General features: G+C 52.8%; 22 protein-coding genes and 1 other annotated feature. Of the genes, 15 read left to right on the plus strand and 7 right to left on the minus strand.

The window, feature by feature from the left end:
• Positions 1-81: 81 nt before the first annotated feature.
• Together L3068_RS09060 and hxpB are read right to left on the minus strand one after the other, a co-directional pair.
• Complete coding sequence (locus tag L3068_RS09060) at positions 82-672, minus strand: metal-dependent hydrolase (protein ID WP_014883483.1); 591 nt, start codon at positions 670-672, stop codon at positions 82-84.
• Between the two features lie 100 nt (positions 673-772).
• Positions 773-1,444: a hexitol phosphatase HxpB gene (gene hxpB / locus L3068_RS09065; RefSeq protein ID WP_014883484.1), complete on the minus strand. Its 672-nt coding sequence runs from the start codon at positions 1,442-1,444 to the stop codon at positions 773-775.
• Between the two features lie 148 nt (positions 1,445-1,592).
• On the opposite strand from hxpB, the gene L3068_RS09070 reads away from it, so the two are divergent.
• Positions 1,593-2,129, plus strand: a complete 537-nt coding sequence (locus tag L3068_RS09070; protein ID WP_023332771.1) for a YniB family protein — start codon at positions 1,593-1,595, stop codon at positions 2,127-2,129.
• Between the two features lie 36 nt (positions 2,130-2,165).
• Here the strand turns inward: L3068_RS09070 and L3068_RS09075 are convergent, their stop codons facing one another.
• The 3 genes from L3068_RS09075 to pfkB all read right to left on the minus strand — a co-directional run bounded on the left by L3068_RS09075 (position 2,166) and on the right by pfkB (position 4,458).
• Positions 2,166-3,026, minus strand: a complete 861-nt coding sequence (locus L3068_RS09075) for a fructosamine kinase family protein (RefSeq protein ID WP_117581561.1) — start codon at positions 3,024-3,026, stop codon at positions 2,166-2,168.
• A gap of 105 nt (positions 3,027-3,131) precedes the next feature.
• Positions 3,132-3,422 (minus strand): type V toxin-antitoxin system endoribonuclease antitoxin GhoS, encoded by a 291-nt coding sequence (gene ghoS / locus L3068_RS09080; RefSeq protein ID WP_014883487.1) that lies wholly within the window; start codon positions 3,420-3,422, stop codon positions 3,132-3,134.
• Between the two features lie 103 nt (positions 3,423-3,525).
• Positions 3,526-4,458, minus strand: coding sequence for a 6-phosphofructokinase II (pfkB, locus tag L3068_RS09085; RefSeq protein WP_045281796.1), 933 nt, complete (start codon positions 4,456-4,458; stop codon positions 3,526-3,528).
• Positions 4,459-4,754: 296 nt separating this feature from the next.
• On the opposite strand from pfkB, the gene L3068_RS09090 reads away from it, so the two are divergent.
• Positions 4,755-5,513 carry a DUF481 domain-containing protein gene (locus L3068_RS09090; RefSeq protein ID WP_014883489.1) on the plus strand — a complete coding sequence of 253 codons (759 nt, stop codon included), beginning with the start codon at positions 4,755-4,757 and terminating at the stop codon, positions 5,511-5,513.
• Between the two features lie 61 nt (positions 5,514-5,574).
• On the opposite strand, the gene yniD is transcribed toward L3068_RS09090, so the two are convergent.
• Both yniD and yncL read right to left on the minus strand, forming a co-directional pair.
• On the minus strand, positions 5,575-5,682 hold the full coding sequence (gene yniD / locus L3068_RS09095) for a small membrane protein YniD (RefSeq protein WP_008500658.1): 108 nt from the start codon (positions 5,680-5,682) through the stop codon (positions 5,575-5,577).
• Positions 5,683-5,780: 98 nt separating this feature from the next.
• Positions 5,781-5,873 (minus strand): stress response membrane protein YncL, encoded by a 93-nt coding sequence (gene yncL, locus L3068_RS09100; RefSeq protein WP_117581559.1) that lies wholly within the window; start codon positions 5,871-5,873, stop codon positions 5,781-5,783.
• Between the two features lie 321 nt (positions 5,874-6,194).
• Here yncL and thrS point away from each other — a divergent pair, with 321 nt between their 5' ends.
• The 13 genes from thrS to L3068_RS09165 all read left to right on the plus strand — a co-directional run bounded on the left by thrS (position 6,195) and on the right by L3068_RS09165 (position 17,332).
• Positions 6,195-8,123 (plus strand): threonine--tRNA ligase, encoded by a 1,929-nt coding sequence (gene thrS, locus L3068_RS09105; protein ID WP_014883490.1) that lies wholly within the window; start codon positions 6,195-6,197, stop codon positions 8,121-8,123.
• A 3-nt stretch (positions 8,124-8,126) separates the two neighbouring features.
• The gene (infC, locus tag L3068_RS09110) at positions 8,127-8,669 is read left to right on the plus strand and encodes a translation initiation factor IF-3 (RefSeq protein WP_059287945.1); all 543 of its coding nucleotides are present in this window, start codon (positions 8,127-8,129) and stop codon (positions 8,667-8,669) included.
• Positions 8,670-8,766: 97 nt separating this feature from the next.
• Positions 8,767-8,964: a 50S ribosomal protein L35 gene (gene rpmI / locus L3068_RS09115; protein WP_001124225.1), complete on the plus strand. Its 198-nt coding sequence runs from the start codon at positions 8,767-8,769 to the stop codon at positions 8,962-8,964.
• Between the two features lie 50 nt (positions 8,965-9,014).
• The gene (rplT, locus tag L3068_RS09120; protein WP_000124850.1) at positions 9,015-9,371 is read left to right on the plus strand and encodes a 50S ribosomal protein L20; all 357 of its coding nucleotides are present in this window, start codon (positions 9,015-9,017) and stop codon (positions 9,369-9,371) included.
• Between the two features lie 117 nt (positions 9,372-9,488).
• Positions 9,489-9,613 (plus strand) — a sequence feature (Phe leader region).
• Positions 9,494-9,538 carry a pheST operon leader peptide PheM gene (pheM, locus tag L3068_RS09125; protein WP_001386830.1) on the plus strand — a complete coding sequence of 15 codons (45 nt, stop codon included), beginning with the start codon at positions 9,494-9,496 and terminating at the stop codon, positions 9,536-9,538. Its footprint overlaps the feature before it by 45 nt.
• Positions 9,614-9,675: 62 nt before the next feature.
• The gene (gene pheS / locus L3068_RS09130; RefSeq protein ID WP_010426091.1) at positions 9,676-10,659 is read left to right on the plus strand and encodes a phenylalanine--tRNA ligase subunit alpha; all 984 of its coding nucleotides are present in this window, start codon (positions 9,676-9,678) and stop codon (positions 10,657-10,659) included.
• A 15-nt stretch (positions 10,660-10,674) separates the two neighbouring features.
• Positions 10,675-13,062 (plus strand): phenylalanine--tRNA ligase subunit beta, encoded by a 2,388-nt coding sequence (pheT, locus tag L3068_RS09135; protein WP_117581557.1) that lies wholly within the window; start codon positions 10,675-10,677, stop codon positions 13,060-13,062.
• Between the two features lie 4 nt (positions 13,063-13,066).
• Positions 13,067-13,366, plus strand: coding sequence for an integration host factor subunit alpha (gene ihfA, locus L3068_RS09140; RefSeq protein WP_003857805.1), 300 nt, complete (start codon positions 13,067-13,069; stop codon positions 13,364-13,366).
• A 103-nt stretch (positions 13,367-13,469) separates the two neighbouring features.
• Positions 13,470-14,450 (plus strand): vitamin B12 ABC transporter permease BtuC, encoded by a 981-nt coding sequence (btuC, locus tag L3068_RS09145; protein ID WP_117581555.1) that lies wholly within the window; start codon positions 13,470-13,472, stop codon positions 14,448-14,450.
• A gap of 33 nt (positions 14,451-14,483) precedes the next feature.
• The gene (locus L3068_RS09150) at positions 14,484-15,035 is read left to right on the plus strand and encodes a glutathione peroxidase (RefSeq protein ID WP_014883493.1); all 552 of its coding nucleotides are present in this window, start codon (positions 14,484-14,486) and stop codon (positions 15,033-15,035) included.
• Positions 15,035-15,790, plus strand: coding sequence for a vitamin B12 ABC transporter ATP-binding protein BtuD (gene btuD, locus L3068_RS09155; RefSeq protein WP_023332773.1), 756 nt, complete (start codon positions 15,035-15,037; stop codon positions 15,788-15,790). The genes L3068_RS09150 and btuD overlap by 1 nt, the downstream gene beginning before the upstream one ends.
• Positions 15,791-15,864: 74 nt before the next feature.
• Positions 15,865-16,329 (plus strand): C40 family peptidase, encoded by a 465-nt coding sequence (locus L3068_RS09160; RefSeq protein WP_014883495.1) that lies wholly within the window; start codon positions 15,865-15,867, stop codon positions 16,327-16,329.
• 292 nt (positions 16,330-16,621) lie between these two features.
• Entirely contained in the window at positions 16,622-17,332 is a 711-nt protein-coding gene (locus tag L3068_RS09165) for an EAL domain-containing protein (RefSeq protein WP_014883496.1), read from the plus strand.
• Positions 17,333-17,367: the final 35 nt, after the last annotated feature.

The following is a 17,367-nucleotide window of genomic DNA, read 5'->3' on the forward strand; positions in this document are numbered from 1 at the left end:
TGGCGGAAGGTTAGCAGAAGTGTGATGTCGCGCTTATATCCAAATGGAATGGTTTATGACAAACGGAATGATTTTGTTGGTTTACTGTTCAATCTGGTGATGAATAAAGCGATTGAACTGAAATTGCAGCGAATTGATCATCTGCGAAGACCAGCGCACTGCACTGTTTTCGGGCAATGTCTGTGGCATCCAGACGGCGTAAGCGAAGAGCGCCATGCACAATACGCGCTCAAGCTGGTTCCCTTTCTGTGGCGCAAGGATGGGAAAACGAAAGCGCCAGCGACACGGCCAGAGAAGTGGAACGCCAGCGGGCGTCAGCATATCGGCAAGAATATGGCTTAAGTAGCCGAGCACCATCCCCTGAATGGCATCAGCAGGGACGATCCAGCTTTCGGGCACTTTTAAATAAAAAAGGGTAAGCAGCCCAAAAACGGCCAGCAGGCTGTGCGTAAACCCCCGGTGGCCGAACGCGCGGGCGATGGGTTTCGATACCCACTTCAGGCGTTGTCCAAGAAATGATTTGGGATGATCAATATCGGGCAGCAGACAGGTCAATACGGCGGAAGGGACAATATGCCACCAGTCCCCCTGTGCGAGCACGGGAGTGAGTTCAGCGTTTTTGGCAAATACTGCGCACGCTATGGAAAAAAGGAGGTGGCCTTCCGCCGTCATGATAAAACCCACGAAACTGTCAATTCATACAGTATAGGGTTTTTATACAGTAGGCGGAAGAGGTGACGGTGTAACTGTTTGTCACAAATGGAGCATGTTGTTAGCCGCCCTTAAGGTGATGCGCCGTGAGTTCTGTCAGCGAATTAAGCTTCACATCGGCAAGGGCAAAACGGGGATCGTGGCGGCCTTCCTCTGCCGGAACCACAATGGAGCGCATACGTGCGGCTTTGGACGCGACCATGCCGTTAACGGAATCTTCCAGCGCGACACAGGTAAGCGGATCAAGACCCAGCTTAGCGGCACAGTCCATATAGACCTGCGGGTGCGGTTTGCTGTAGGGCAATTTTTCAGCTGACGCCAGGGCGTCAAAACTGTCGCGCAGCTCAAACATAATGAGCACTTTTTCCAGCATATGCAGCGGTGAAGCGGAGGCCAGGCCCACCTTCAGCCCCTGAGCCTTACACAACGCGACCGCTTCACGCACGCCAGGCAATAGCGGCTTGTTCTCCTCCACCAGCGCGATGGCGCGGCTGATAATGCGCGCGGTGACTTCGTCGCGATCTGGGCCACTCCACGGCTGGTGGGCGTACCAGAGGTCTACGACCATATCAATGCGCAGGCCCAGCGTGTCGGGAAGTTCATTACGGCGGCTGATATCAACGCCCAGGCTGGCCATCACGTCCAGCTCGGCGCGATCCCACAACGGCTCGGAATCAATCAGTAATCCATCCATGTCAAAAATAGCGGCAAGTATCTGGCGCGGTGTCGACATCACAACGTCTCCTTATCCAGGGTGTTCGACAGACGATAAGTGCTAAGCACACTTAGCAATTTAGCATATTGCTTTCAAAGATCGGGCGAAAATGCTGTCCAGCAGGTAGACTTAGCCACAAATAACGCGTCTTTATGAAGAGGAACTGATGACGTATCAACAAGCTGGACGCATTGCTGTCTTAAAACGTATTGCTGGCTGGGTGATTTTTATTCCCGCCGTCATCTCTACGCTGATTTCTGTGCTCAAATTTATGTACGATCACAGCGAAAAACAGCCAGGCATTAATGCCGTCATGCTTGATTTTGCGCATGTCATGATTGAGATGATGCGGTTCAACACCCCGTTCCTGAATGTCTTCTGGTTCAACTCGCCAACGCCGGATTTTCACCAGCAGCTTAATATTGGGTTCTGGGTCATCTATGCGTTGATTTTTATTGCCATGGCGTTACAGGCATCCGGTGCGCGAATGAGTCGCCAGACCCGTTTTCTGCGCGAAGGCGTTGAGGATCAGTTAATTCTGGAACAGGCGAAAGGCCCGGAAGGAATGAGCCGGGAGCAGATTGAATCCCGCATTGTGGTACCGCGTCACACCATTTTCCTGCAAATTTTCCCGCTCTATATTCTCCCCATTATCATCATTGTGGCGGGATACTTCTTCTTCTCTCTGCTGGGTTTTCTCTGACAGATGAGGGTGGCGGCACGGCCACCCGATTTGTCCCTATGCCGCAAGTACGCGTTCAAGCGCACGCTGGGCGTTGACCAGATGCTGCCCGCCAAAAAGGATAGCGCGGTTCATCAGCGTATAAAGCTGATACACCGGTTGGCGCTCGAGAAAATCGGACGGCAGAGGGGAGACTGACTGATAGCCATCATATATTTGCGGGGGCTGCTCTGGATGCAGGGGCAGCATGGCCAGATCGCACTCTCTGTCACCCCAGTAGCAGGCCGGGTCGAAGATATAGGGGCCGTTGGGACCCAGCGCGCAGTTGTCGGACCATAAATCGCCGTGCAGCAGAGATGCCTGCGGCTGATGGGAGGCCAGGCGCTGTTGTACATGCTCAACGATGGCATCAATATTGCCAAATTCCAGCCCTTTTTCGGCGGCCAGTTCAAGCTGCCATCCGATGCGCTGTTCGGCAAAAAACGTCGACCACCGACGCTGCCAGGCGTTGGGCTGTGGGGTAGTGGAAAGGTCGTTGTCAAAATCGAGCCCAAACTGGGGCTGGTCGCTCCACTGGTGCAGGCGCGCGAGCTGTTGTCCAAGAATGAAGGCGTTATGGGCATCCAGCGGGCGGGGAGGGAGATAGTCCATGACCAGGAAACTGTAGTCCCGGTCGCTGCCCAGAGCCAGCACCTGCGGTACTGTCACCGTTTTACTGCGAGACAACAGTTCCAGCTGGTCGGCTTCAGCGGTGAATATCGGGAGCAGTTCTCGCTCATCATACTTCACGAAAAGATCGCGTCCTGCGTAGCGTAAATGCCACGCGGCGTGGATCTCTCCGCCTGGCAGTTCGTTACGCAGTTCAATTTCACCTTCACCCAGTTGCTCACTTAAAAGATGACTGATAGCCTGCCACATGTTGACTCTCCCATGTTGTCTGCCAGATCATAAAGTTAGCGCATAATTGCGGTAAAAAAATACGAACTAACGCACACCTGAGCGGTTTAAATTCATGCAGCGCACTTATTGTTCTTTTTTGTGCCAGCTTTCCCACGTTTCCACGGTGATGTCGGCGGGCTTGTCGGTCACACTTTCCACCAGGCTGGCGGCCAGGGCGTGAACGTCTTCTTCACTCAGGGCAGCGATCAAACCAAATGTCAGCGTGCCTAAATCATGAATATGGCCGTCATCGTCCGTCAGCGTGAGCAGAAAATTCGCGCGAGTAAAGGCGTTATTGAGCTCGTTCAGCTCGGTCAGTGACGCTTCACGAAGATTGATGGTTGCGACATAGCGGGTGATATCACCACTGCTCATAATTCACCTCGTTGTTATTCTGAAAGTTTTTTTAGCATAGTTGATATGCCATATTTGGCGACTTTAAGGTAAATTCCCATTCGATTGGGAAGGGGAATAGAGGTCAGTCTTTTGAAAGGTAATCGACGATTTTCTGCGTATCGGCAAGCGAACACAGCCGCGTCCCCTGATTAATGGTGGCGGCACTCCCCGCCGCGACGCCATAACGCGTCATTTCCAAAAGAGAAGCACCCTGCGCCAGTTTTAGCGCCATCGCGCCGACCATGCTGTCGCCCGCACCCACGGTACTCTGGCTTTTCATGGGCGGCGGCACAACCTGCACAAAGCCCGTCTTGTCGACAGCCAGTGCCCCCTGAGGACCGAGAGAGACGACCACGCGGTGCGCTTTGCCGCTGCGAACCAGTTCTTCTGCGGCGGTGCGCACGTCATCAGGCTGGTTAAGTTCGCGATTCACAAGCGCGCTAAGCTCTTTCTGGTTAGGTTTAACGAGTTCAAGATGCCCGGGGACTAACGCTGCCTGCAGGGCTTCACCTGAGCTGTCGACGATGCAGCGGATACCACGCTGAAGCACTGCCTTAACCAGCGCCGTCAGCTTTTCCGTTTTGACGCCTGGCGGCAGACTACCGCTGATAACCAGCAGTGAGCCGCTTTCAATGGTCAGTACCTTCTCTTCCAGTTGACGAAACTCATCATCGCTCAGTCTGGCGCCCGGCATCACGAAACGATACTGCTCCCCGCTGGATTCGACGTGGACATGCAGATTCTGCCGGGTCCAGTCCTGGGCCGCTACGGTGTCTACGGCAACCTGTTCATCCGCCAGCAAAGAGACAAGATGTTCCCCCGTGGCACCCCCGGCAGGGAATATGGCGGTGGCTTTACCGCCAAGATGGGTAATGGCGCGCGCCACGTTAATGCCGCCGCCGCCCGGCTCAAACACAGGGGCGCTACAGCGTAGTTTACCTTCAGGGTAAATGTGCGGGGTGATAGTCGCGGAGTCGAGGGAAGGGGAGAGCGTCAGCGTATAAATAGAAGCCATCATAACCTCCTTTTAGTATGGGTTCTTTTAAGCCTGGCACCGATCGACAGGAAGGCAATGTAAATAACAGTATGATTTTAAAAATGAATGCTGAAACAAGCGTGATAAAAGATATATAAAATAAAACGCGCTTTGGGATCGTTCTTATTCAAAAAATGAAATAAGAAAATATTGCTATGTTATTTGCGCCTTTTTATAATTTGTTACCTTTCTCTGGACGCCTTGTCATTGATCCTCAAGAAAGTTTCCGAGACCGTGGTGGTCTCTTTTTTTGTTGTACGGACTCCTTAAATAAAATGAAGCTTTTGAAGACAGTACCCGCAGCACTGATGCTGGCGGGTGGCGTATTTGCATCACTGAATGCAACCGCCGATGACACCGTTTTTACTGTCATGGACGATCCCTCCACTGCCAAAAAACCCTTCGAAGGTAATCTGAATGCCGGGTATCTCGCGCAATCAGGTAACACAAAAAGCTCTTCTCTGACGGCGGACAGCACCCTGACCTGGTACGGTAATACCACAGCATGGTCGCTGTGGGGGAATGCCAGCAACACGTCCGCTAACGATGAACGCTCTTCCGAGAAATATGCGGCAGGTGGACGTAGCCGTTACAACATGACCGACTATGACTACATATTCGGTCAGGCAAGCTGGTTAACCGACCGTTATAATGGCTATCGCCAGCGTGATGTATTCACGACGGGTTATGGTCGTCAGTTCCTGAATGGGCCTGTACACAGCTTCCGTTTTGAATTCGGTCCTGGTGTTCGCTACGACGAGTACACCAACGGCGAAGATGAAACCCAGCCGCTGGGTTATGCGTCAGGTACCTACGCATGGCAGATGACCGATAACACCAAATTCACTCAGGGTGTGTCTGTGTTTGGTGCCGAGGATACAACGCTGAACTCTGAAAGTGCCCTGAACGTGGCTATCAATGAACACTTCGGTTTGAAAGTGGCCTACAACGTGACCTGGAACTCTTCACCACCAGCAAGCGCGCCTGAACATACCGATCGCAGAACCACCGTTTCACTGGGTTATAGAATGTAATCATGGCGGGCCGAAAATATCGGCCCGTTTCTCATTTCTGCCAGACGTCCCTTCTGATTCTCTAACCCCAAATCATTGCCGCCCAACGAAGTAGCAGCATCGCGCCGCAGATGGCAATCAGCACCAGCACCATTTTCCAGTGTTTTACGGCAAATCGTTTTGTTGGCATAACCTAATCCTTGTCCGTTGATACGCATAGTCTATCAAACGGGGCCGAAATATGCCCCTTCCCGGAAGCAATCGGGTTATGCCGGTATGGGGTTCAGCTCAGAACCAGTGGAATCGATCGGCGAGAATCAACAATAAACCGGTTGCTGCCAGGATATTTAATATCACTACCGTTCTACTGGATACGTTCATGGTAAGCACCTGTGGATTTTAAAGGCCTGTTCAAAGTTAGCTCAGCATCGGCGAAATGCGAGTGCCAGAGAGACGCAATCTGCAACTATCTGCAACATGCCAGTCCTTCATTGTGGCAGCAGAGGGTGCAATCCCCTTGCTGTTAGTGTTAACATTAAGTCCCTTGCCGTAAACCCGCATTTATCTGAATTCGGCAGGTGCAGGATAACGAACCAATTTGACGATTGTTGGTCAGATGTTTCGTAATCTACTGTTTAATCACGATTATTTTCTTTGTATATGCTCTTATGTGTGGGGCATCACTGCAAATAAGGATATAAAATGCCTGTAATTACTCTTCCTGATGGCAGCCAACGCCATTTCGACCGCGCTGTTAGCCCAATGGATGTTGCCCTGGATATCGGTCCTGGCCTCGCGAAAGCGACCATCGCCGGCCGTGTGAACGGTGAGCTGGTTGATGCGTCCGATCTGATTGAAAACGATGCGACGCTTGCAATCATCACCGCGAAAGACGAAGAAGGTCTGGAGATCATTCGTCACTCCTGTGCGCACCTGTTAGGTCATGCTATCAAGCAGCTGTGGCCAAACACCAAAATGGCGATTGGTCCGGTTATCGACAACGGTTTCTACTATGACGTTGACCTTGACCACACCCTGACCCAGGAAGATATCGACGCGCTCGAAAAACGTATGCACGAGCTCGCCGAAACGAACTATGACGTCATCAAGAAGAAAGTCAGCTGGCACGAAGCGCGTGAAACCTTCGTCAAGCGTGGCGAGAGCTATAAAGTCTCTATTCTTGACGAGAACATCTCTCATGATGACAAGCCAGGCTTGTACCATCACGAAGAATACATCGACATGTGCCGTGGACCGCACGTGCCGAATATGCGTTTCTGTCATCACTTTAAACTGATGAAGATCGCAGGCGCCTACTGGCGTGGCGACAGCAACAACAAAATGTTGCAGCGTATTTATGGTACCGCATGGGCCGATAAAAAAGCCCTGAACGCCTATCTGCAGCGCCTGGAAGAAGCGGCGAAGCGTGACCACCGTAAAATCGGTAAACAGCTTGACCTGTATCACATGCAGGAAGAAGCGCCGGGTATGGTATTCTGGCATAACGACGGCTGGACCATCTTCCGTGAACTGGAAACGTTCGTACGCTCCAAGCTGAAAGAGTACCAGTACCAGGAAGTAAAAGGCCCGTTCATGATGGACCGTGTGCTGTGGGAAAAAACCGGCCACTGGGACAACTACAAAGATGCGATGTTCACCACCTCATCCGAGAACCGTGAATACTGCATTAAGCCAATGAACTGCCCGGGCCACGTTCAGATCTTCAACCAGGGTCTGAAATCCTACCGTGACCTGCCGCTGCGTATGGCGGAGTTCGGTAGCTGCCACCGTAACGAGCCATCAGGTGCGCTGCACGGTCTGATGCGTGTTCGTGGCTTTACTCAGGATGATGCGCATATCTTCTGTACTGAAGATCAGGTTCGTGATGAAGTTAACGCCTGTATTCGTATGGTCTACGATATGTACAGCACCTTTGGCTTCGAGAAGATCGTGGTCAAACTCTCAACGCGTCCGGAAAAACGTATCGGTAGCGATGAGACATGGGATCGCGCAGAAGCGGATCTCGCCGTGGCGCTGGAAGAGAACGGTATTCCGTTCGAATACCAGCTGGGCGAGGGCGCATTCTACGGTCCGAAAATTGAATTTACCCTGTATGACTGCCTCGATCGCGCATGGCAGTGCGGTACTGTACAGCTGGACTTCTCCCTGCCGCAGCGTTTAAGCGCCTCTTATGTTGGCGAAGACAACGAACGTCAGGTACCGGTTATGATTCACCGTGCAATCCTCGGTTCACTGGAGCGCTTCATCGGCATCCTGACCGAAGAGTTCGCGGGCTTCTTCCCAACCTGGCTTGCGCCAGTGCAGGTAGTGGTGATGAACATTACCGATTCTCAGGCAGATTACGTTAAAGAATTGACGCAGAAACTACAAAATGCGGGCATTCGCGTAAAAGCAGACTTGAGAAATGAGAAGATTGGCTTTAAAATCCGCGAGCACACTTTACGTCGTGTCCCGTATATGTTGGTCTGTGGTGATAAAGAGGTGGAAGCAGGCAAAGTTGCCGTTCGCACCCGCCGTGGTAAAGACCTGGGCAGCCTGGACGTAAGTGAAGTGATTGAGAAGCTGCAACAAGAGATTCGCAGCCGCAGTCTTCAACAACTGGAGGAATAAGGTATTAAAGGCGGAAAACGAGTTCAAACGGCACGTCCGAATCGTATCAATGGCGAGATTCGCGCCCAGGAAGTTCGCTTAACAGGTCTGGAAGGCGAGCAGCTGGGGATTGTGAGTCTGAGAGAAGCAATCGAAAAGGCTGAAGAAGCTGGAGTAGATTTAGTTGAAATCAGCCCTAACGCCGAACCGCCAGTTTGTCGTATCATGGACTACGGCAAGTTCCTTTATGAAAAGAGTAAGTCTTCTAAGGAACAGAAGAAGAAGCAAAAAGTTATCCAGGTTAAGGAAATCAAATTCCGTCCTGGTACCGACGATGGCGATTATCAGGTAAAACTCCGCAGCCTGATTCGCTTTCTGGAAGATGGCGATAAGGCCAAGATCACACTGCGTTTCCGCGGTCGTGAAATGGCCCACCAACAGATCGGTATGGAAGTGCTTAACCGCGTCCGTGAAGATCTGAGTGAACTGGCAGTAGTCGAATCCTTCCCTACGAAGATCGAAGGCCGCCAGATGATCATGGTGCTCGCTCCTAAGAAGAAACAGTAAGGCCTTCAAGCAGCAAAATCTGTGGAGCCTTCGGGTTTCATAGGTTTTGTTCGCCTATGTTTCGTTTATTTAACAATGCGAAGTGGAAGTTATTAAAATGCCAAAAATTAAGACCGTACGCGGTGCTGCTAAGCGCTTCAAAAAAACCGGTAAAGGTGGTTTTAAGCACAAGCACGCTAACCTGCGTCACATTCTGACTAAGAAAGCTACCAAGCGTAAACGTCACCTGCGTCCAAAAGCCATGGTTTCTAAAGGCGATCTGGGCCTGGTAATCGCGTGCCTGCCGTACGCATAAGTCGTTAACGTTTAACTTTTTTAACTTAGAATAGATACAGGAGAGCACACATGGCTCGCGTAAAACGTGGTGTAATTGCACGTGCACGTCACAAGAAAATTTTGAAACAAGCTAAAGGCTACTACGGTGCGCGTTCACGCGTATACCGCGTTGCCTTCCAGGCTGTTATCAAAGCAGGTCAGTACGCTTACCGTGACCGTCGTCAGCGTAAGCGTCAGTTCCGTCAACTGTGGATTGCGCGTATCAACGCAGCAGCACGTCAGAACGGTATTTCTTACAGCAAATTCATCAACGGCCTGAAAAAAGCCTCTGTTGAAATCGACCGTAAGATCCTGGCTGACATCGCAGTATTCGACAAAGTAGCGTTCACCGCTCTGGTCGAAAAAGCGAAAGCAGCACTGGCATAAGCCAGTTGAGAGAGGGGGCTTTGCCTCCTCTTTTCATTTAACACCATCAGAAGATTGACATTTATCCGTGCAGGCTTTTCAATAAGTTCTCAACGGTTTTTACCCAACAAGGTAACGCAAGCATGAATGCTGCTATTTTCCGCTTCTTCTTTTACTTTAGCACCTGACTCCAGGAGGCTAGCGCGTGAAAGATGAAACGAAAAACAGCGCCAGATAAGCCTCCCGATGGAGGCTTTTTTTGTATCTGAATTTGAGAGAATAACTCCACCAAATCGGTGTCTGCACCGACATAATGAGGAAAATCATGTCACATCTCGCAGAGCTGGTTGCCAGTGCAACAGCCGCCATTAATCAGGCCTCAGATGTTGCCGCGTTAGACAATGTCCGCGTCGAATATCTTGGGAAGAAAGGGCACCTGACCCTTCAAATGACAACCCTGCGTGAACTGCCGCCAGAAGAACGCCCGGCAGCGGGTGCGGTGATTAACGAAGCTAAAGAGCAGGTGCAGCAGGCACTGAACGCACGTAAAGCCGAGCTGGAAAGCGCGGTGCTGAATGCGCGCCTGGCCGCAGAGACGATCGACGTTTCTCTGCCGGGTCGCCGTATCGAAAACGGGGGGCTGCATCCGGTTACCCGTACCATCGATCGCATTGAAAGTTTCTTCGGTGAGCTCGGCTTTACCGTGGCGACTGGCCCGGAAATTGAAGATGATTATCACAACTTCGATGCCCTGAATATTCCTGGCCATCATCCGGCACGCGCTGACCACGACACTTTCTGGTTTGACGCCACGCGTCTGCTGCGTACCCAGACCTCTGGCGTACAGATCCGTACCATGAAGGATCAGGAACCGCCAATCCGCATCATCGCGCCGGGTCGCGTTTATCGTAACGATTACGATCAGACCCATACCCCAATGTTCCACCAGATGGAAGGTCTGATTGTTGATAAAAACATCAGCTTCACCAACCTGAAGGGCACGCTGCACGATTTCCTGAACAACTTCTTTGAGGAAGACCTGCAGGTTCGTTTCCGTCCATCCTACTTCCCGTTCACTGAACCGTCTGCGGAAGTTGACGTGATGGGCAAAAACGGCAAATGGCTGGAAGTGCTGGGTTGCGGCATGGTGCATCCAAATGTACTGCGCAACGTCGGTATCGATCCGGAAGTGTACTCCGGCTTTGCCTTCGGTATGGGCATGGAGCGTCTGACCATGCTGCGTTACGGTGTGACCGATTTACGTGCATTCTTCGAAAACGATCTGCGTTTCCTCAAACAGTTTAAATAAGGGCAGGACAGAACAATGAAATTCAGTGAACTGTGGTTACGCGAATGGGTCAATACCACGCTGGACAGCGACGCGCTGTCTGACCAGATCACCATGGCGGGCCTGGAAGTTGACGGCGTTGAGCCGGTTTCCGGTGCCTTCACCGGCGTCGTGGTCGGTGAAGTGGTCGAGTGCGGCCAGCATCCGAACGCCGACAAACTGCGCGTGACAAAAGTGAATGTCGGCGGCGACCGCCTGCTGGACATCGTTTGCGGTGCGCCAAACTGCCGTCAGGGCCTGAAAGTCGCCGTGGCAACCGTGGGTGCGGTACTGCCGGGTGATTTCAAAATTAAAGCGGCTAAACTGCGCGGTGAGCCGTCTGAAGGCATGCTGTGCTCCTTCTCCGAGCTGGGTATTTCCGACGATCACAACGGCATCATTGAGCTTCCGCTGGATGCGCCAATTGGCACCGATATCCGCGAATACCTGAAGCTTGATGACAACACCATCGAGATCAGCGTTACGCCAAACCGCGCTGATTGCTTAGGTATCATCGGCGTGGCGCGCGACGTGGCCGTGCTGAACCAGACCGAACTGAAAGCGCCGGAGATCGTACCGGTAGAAGCGACCATCAGTGACGTACTGCCTATTCAGGTTGACGCCGCGGATGCTTGCCCACGCTACCTCGGCCGCGTGGTAAAAGGCATCAACGTGAAAGCGCCAACACCACTGTGGATGAAAGAGAAGCTGCGCCGCTGCGGCATTCGCTCTATCGACGCGGTGGTTGACGTCACCAACTACGTTCTGCTGGAACTGGGTCAGCCAATGCATGCGTTCGATAAAGATCGTATCGAAGGCGGTATTGTTGTCCGTATGGCAAAAGAGGGCGAAACCCTGGTTCTGCTTGACGGCACCGAAGCGAAGCTGAACGCGGATACGCTGGTGATTGCTGACCACAGCAAAGCGCTGGCGATGGGCGGTATCTTCGGTGGCGAACACTCTGGGGTAAATGACGAAACGCAAAACGTCCTGCTGGAATGCGCCTTCTTCAGCCCGCTCTCTATCACCGGTCGCGCACGCCGTCATGGCCTGCACACCGATGCGTCTCACCGCTACGAGCGTGGCGTTGACCCTGCGCTGCAGTACAAAGCGATGGAGCGAGCGACTCGCCTGCTGATCGACATCTGCGGCGGTGAAGCCGGTCCGGTTATCGATGTCACTCACGAAGCGACGCTGCCGAAACGCGCAACCATTACCCTGCGCCGCAGCAAGCTCGATCGCCTGATTGGTCATCATGTTGCCGATGCCCAGGTGACCGACATTCTGACGCGTCTGGGCTGTGAAGTGACCGAAGGTCAGGACGAGTGGAAAGCCGTTGCGCCATCCTGGCGTTTTGACATGGAAATCGAAGAAGATCTGGTGGAAGAAGTGGCCCGCGTATACGGCTACAACAACATCCCGGACGAGCCCGTTCAGGCCGGTCTGGTGATGGGTACCCATCGTGAAGCTGACCTGTCCCTGAAGCGTGTGAAAACCATGCTTAACGACAAAGGCTACCAGGAAGTGATCACCTACAGCTTTGTTGATCCTAAGCTGCAGCAACTGATCCACCCGGGCGAGGAGGCGTTGATCCTGCCAAGCCCAATCTCCAGCGAAATGTCCGCAATGCGTCTGTCCCTGTGGACCGGGCTGCTGGGCACTATCGTTTACAACCAGAATCGCCAGCAAAACCGCGTGCGAATTTTCGAAAGCGGTTTGCGCTTTGTACCGGATAATCAGGCAAATTTAGGCATCCGTCAGGATCTCATGCTGGCTGGTGCTATCAGCGGCAACCGTTATGAAGAGCACTGGGACCTGGCAAAAGGCACGGTTGATTTCTACGATATGAAAGGCGATCTGGAAGCCATTCTGGATCTGACCGGTAAATTATCTGAAATTGAATTCCGTGCAGAAGCGATTCCAGCCCTGCATCCGGGCCAGAGTGCGGCGATCTATTTAGACGGCAAACGCATTGGTTTCATTGGTGTTGTTCATCCTGAGCTGGAGCGTAAGCTGGACCTGAACGGCCGTACCATCGTGTTTGAGCTGGAGTGGAGCCCGGTTGCAGACCGCGTCATTCCTCAGGCGCAGGACGTCTCCCGCTTCCCGGCGAACCGCCGTGATATCGCGGTTGTGGTCGCGGAAAACGTTCCCGCAGCAGATATTTTGGCCGAATGTAAGAAAGTTGGCGTAAATCAGGTAGTTGGCGTAAACTTATTTGACGTGTACCGCGGCAAGGGCGTAGCAGAAGGTTTCAAGAGCCTCGCTATCAGCCTTATCCTTCAGGATACCAGCCGTACACTCGAAGAAGAGGAGATTGCCGCTACCGTCGCCAAATGTGTAGAGGCATTAAAAGAGCGATTCCAGGCATCATTGAGGGATTGAACCTATGGCGCTTACAAAAGCTGAAATGTCAGAATATCTGTTTGATAAGCTTGGGCTTAGCAAACGGGATGCCAAAGAGCTGGTAGAGCTGTTTTTCGAAGAGATCCGTCGTGCTCTGGAAAATGGTGAGCAGGTAAAACTCTCCGGTTTTGGCAATTTTGATTTGCGAGACAAAAACCAACGTCCGGGCCGTAACCCGAAGACGGGGGAAGATATTCCCATTACAGCCCGCCGCGTGGTGACCTTCAGACCCGGCCAGAAGTTAAAAAGCCGTGTCGAAAACGCAACGCCCAAAGCAGAGTAATATGAACTAACCAAAAAGGCCGCCCACGCGGCCTTTTTTCTTTGCGCTCTCTGGCAAACCGACCGTAAAATCAAAGACATCACACGCTAATAAAACCACGCTCATGCTTGATTATGCTCATCGCCAACACCGTTCCGACCGACGTCGCCTGCTATTGCTGGCGCTGTTGCTGATTGTCGCCGCGGGTATCAGCCTCTGCGCGGGCGACAGCTGGATTGGGCCCGAACGCTGGCTGGGGCCTGACGGGCAACTCTTCGTCTGGCAAATTCGTCTGCCGCGCACCGTAGCGGTGATGCTGGTCGGTGCTGCACTGGCGCTGTCAGGTACCGTTATGCAGGCGCTGTTTGAAAACCCGCTGGCGGAACCCGGGCTGCTCGGGGTGTCGAACGGTGCAGGCGTCGGACTGATTGCGGCGGTAATGCTGGGCGGGGGAGAACTCTCCGCATGGAGCATTAGCCTCAGTGCCATTCTCGGCGCATTACTGATCACCATCATCCTGCTTCGCTTTGCCAGACGGCACTTGTCGACCAGCCGCCTGCTGCTTGCCGGGGTTGCGCTGGGGATCATCTGCAGCGCGCTAATGACCTGGGCGGTTTACTTCTCGACCTCCTTTGACTTGCGTCAGCTGATGTACTGGATGATGGGCGGCTTTGGTGGCGTTGACTGGCATCAGGGCTGGCTGATGGCACTTCTGGTGCCTGGGGTTGTATGGGCAGCCCTGCAGGCGCAGCCGCTGAACATGCTCGCGCTGGGGGAGATCTCAGCCCGTCAGCTCGGCATGCCGATGGCGTTCTGGCGTAACGTGCTGGTCATTGCCATCGGTTGGCTGGTGGGCGTGAGCGTGGCGCTGGCGGGAGCGATTGGTTTTATCGGGCTGGTTATCCCGCATATGCTGCGTCTGTGTGGCTTCACGGACCATCGAACCTTGCTTCCGGCTTCGGCCGTGGCCGGAGCCGTCACGCTGCTGGTGGCTGATATCATCGCTCGTCTTGCCCTGACAGCCGCGGAGTTACCGATTGGTGTGGTAACCGCCACGCTGGGCGCGCCAGTCTTTATCTGGCTACTATTAAAATCCGGACGTTAAAAAACGACCCGTAAGACAACCTGAGGGAATGCTATGCAGACTGATATCCTGAATACCGAAGTGACGACCATTGATGGCGAGAAAACCACGCTGGAAAGCTACAAAGGCAACGTGTTGCTTATCGTCAACGTGGCGTCCAAATGCGGCCTGACGCCACAGTACGAACAGCTGGAGAACATTCAGAAAGCCTGGGAGAAAGACGGTTTCACCGTGCTGGGCTTCCCGTGCAACCAGTTCCTGGGCCAGGAGCCGGGCAGCGAAGAAGAGATCAAAACCTTCTGCAGCACCACCTATGGCGTAACATTCCCGATGTTCAGCAAAATTGATGTTAACGGTGAAGATCGCCATCCGCTGTACGCGAAGCTGATTGCTGCCGCGCCGAAGGCCGTTGCGCCTGAGGGCAGTGGTTTTTACGAGCGTATGGCCAGCAAAGGCCGCGCGCCGCTCTATCCGGACGATATTCTGTGGAACTTCGAAAAATTCCTGATCGGTCGCGACGGCCAGGTCGTTCAGCGCTTCTCGCCGGATATGACGCCTGAGGATCCGATTGTCATGGAATCGATCAAGCTGGCGCTGGCAAAATAATGTCACTGCTGATGCAGCTCACGGACGTCGCCGAGAAGGGGCGTCTGGAGCCGATGACCGGCGCTATCAATGCGGGGGAAATCCTGCATCTGGTTGGGCCAAACGGCGCGGGAAAAAGCACGCTGCTGGCGCGGATGGCAGGGCTGACCACCGGGCCCGGGCAGATCACACTGCTGGAACATCCTCTTGCTGACTGGTCTCCCGGCTCGCTGGCCCACCGGCGCAGCTATCTGGTGCAGCAGCAGGTACCGCCGTTTGCGATGCCGGTCTGGCATTATCTGATGCTGCATTTGCACGACAAACAGAATACGGCACTGCTTACGGAGGTGGCGGCGGCGTTAGGACTGGAAGATAAACTGCCCCGCCATGCCAGCCAGCTTTCCGGCGGTGAATGGCAGCGAGTGCGTCTGGCGGCGGTCATTCTGCAGATCCACCCCGCAGGCAACCCTCACGGGCGGATGTTGCTCCTGGACGAACCCATGAGTGGTCTGGATGTCGCCCAGCAGGCGGCGCTGGATTCGCTGTTAAGCGCGTTGAGCCGGAAAGGTATTGCCGTGGTGATGAGCAGCCACGACCTTAACCATACGTTGCGCCATGCCCATCGGGTGTGGCTACTGTCGCGCGGCAGGATGATTGCCAGCGGCGCGCGGGACCAGGTTCTTACGCCGCCACATCTGGCACGTGCCTATAACATGTCGTTCCGCAGGCTGGATATCGAGGGACATAAGATGCTGATTTCTACGGGGCAGGAGTAACCGTTTCTTGCCTGTTAACACAATTGCGCGCTAAATTACCGAAAGAACAATAAAAGCAGAGGATTCGTCTGAAAATGCGATTCTGGTTTATCCTGGTGGCGGCACTCTTTCTTGCGGGATGCAGCAGCCATCGTGCACCGCCGCCTAATCCGCGGCTTTCAGATTCTATCACCGTCATTGCCAGTCTGAACGACCAGCTGAGCAACTGGCGCGGGACGCCTTATCGCTACGGCGGTATGAGTCGCGGCGGGGTGGACTGCTCTGGTTTTGTGCTGATGACGTTTCGTGACAAGTTTGATTTACAGCTTCCGCGCGAAACGCGCAAGCAGGCTGAAATTGGGACTGAAATTGATAAAGACGACCTGCTGCCGGGAGACCTGGTCTTTTTCAAAACCGGTTCGGGAGAAAGTGGCCTGCATGTCGGCATTTATGACACGGACAACCAGTTTATTCATGCCTCAACAAGCCGTGGGGTGATGCGCTCTTCTCTGGATAATGTTTACTGGCGTAAAAATTTCTGGCAGGCACGACGTATTTAATCTGCCCGAACACGTCTCACTGCCGGCAGGGTAACTATTAAATCATGCCGGTTTTTCTTGAATAAGCTGATTAAAGTTAAATTTACCTAAAATTAGCGTCATCCTTATGTGTCTGTTTTATCTAAAACTGGCTATTACTCTGTAACCAGGATAAGATTATTTTAGATTCAGGGATAAATCTGAAAATTAATACGGAACTAATGAAATTAAACTTATTAAAATCAAGACAGTGGAATTGTGTCGGCAATTGCTCCAGGATGTCCTCTCTCATCTTTAATGCGGGGCGAGTGCAATGATGATTACGCTAGATAATGCATACCAGTCTGAACTGATGCTTTTGCCAGCACGTAATAGTGCTGGCGAGCTTAAAGGTTTAGAGGTTCTGGTTAACTTTACTGGCGTCGGCACCGATGTGAGGATCCCCACTGAGCTCGTTATCCCCCGGCTTTCCGCGGCAGAAGAGTTAGCGCTGTTTAACGAAAAACTGCAATTGCTTGATACATGTAAACTGTTTTTTATTCAGCATCAGTTAATTGCATGGATCAATATTACACCGGCTATTGTTGAATTTTTATTAAGTAATGGGAATGCTGTTTCAATTCTTGAGCGGTATCCTTTTCTTGAGTTTACTGTTAATGAGAATTATCCAGGTTTAAATAACGGAAAGGATGATCTGCAACTGGCGAGAATGGCGATCCATTTCCCGCTGGTCCTCGCAAACTTTGGTGCAGGCGCGGCATCGCTCAAAGCTGTCTATGATGGATTATTTAAACGGGTGATTCTCGATAAAGGTTTCATCCAGCAGCGGGCTTCGGAGCTCTCTTTCGAACCTTTTATGCGCGCTATCCTCTGGCAAATAACGCCGCACTGCCAGTCGGTGATCGTCTCAGGTATTGACGACCACGGTCTGCTGCAACGCGTCTTGTCCTTCAATTTTGGCGCCATGCAGGGCACGCTGTGGCCCGCTGTCCCGGCGGAGCATGTCACGACGCTGGTTCAGTAGCGATAACCCTGTCTTTCGCCCGTGTTTAAGTTCGG

This window comes from Enterobacter cloacae complex sp. ECL414, from assembly GCF_021869685.1.
GTDB lineage: Bacteria > Pseudomonadota > Gammaproteobacteria > Enterobacterales > Enterobacteriaceae > Enterobacter > Enterobacter kobei.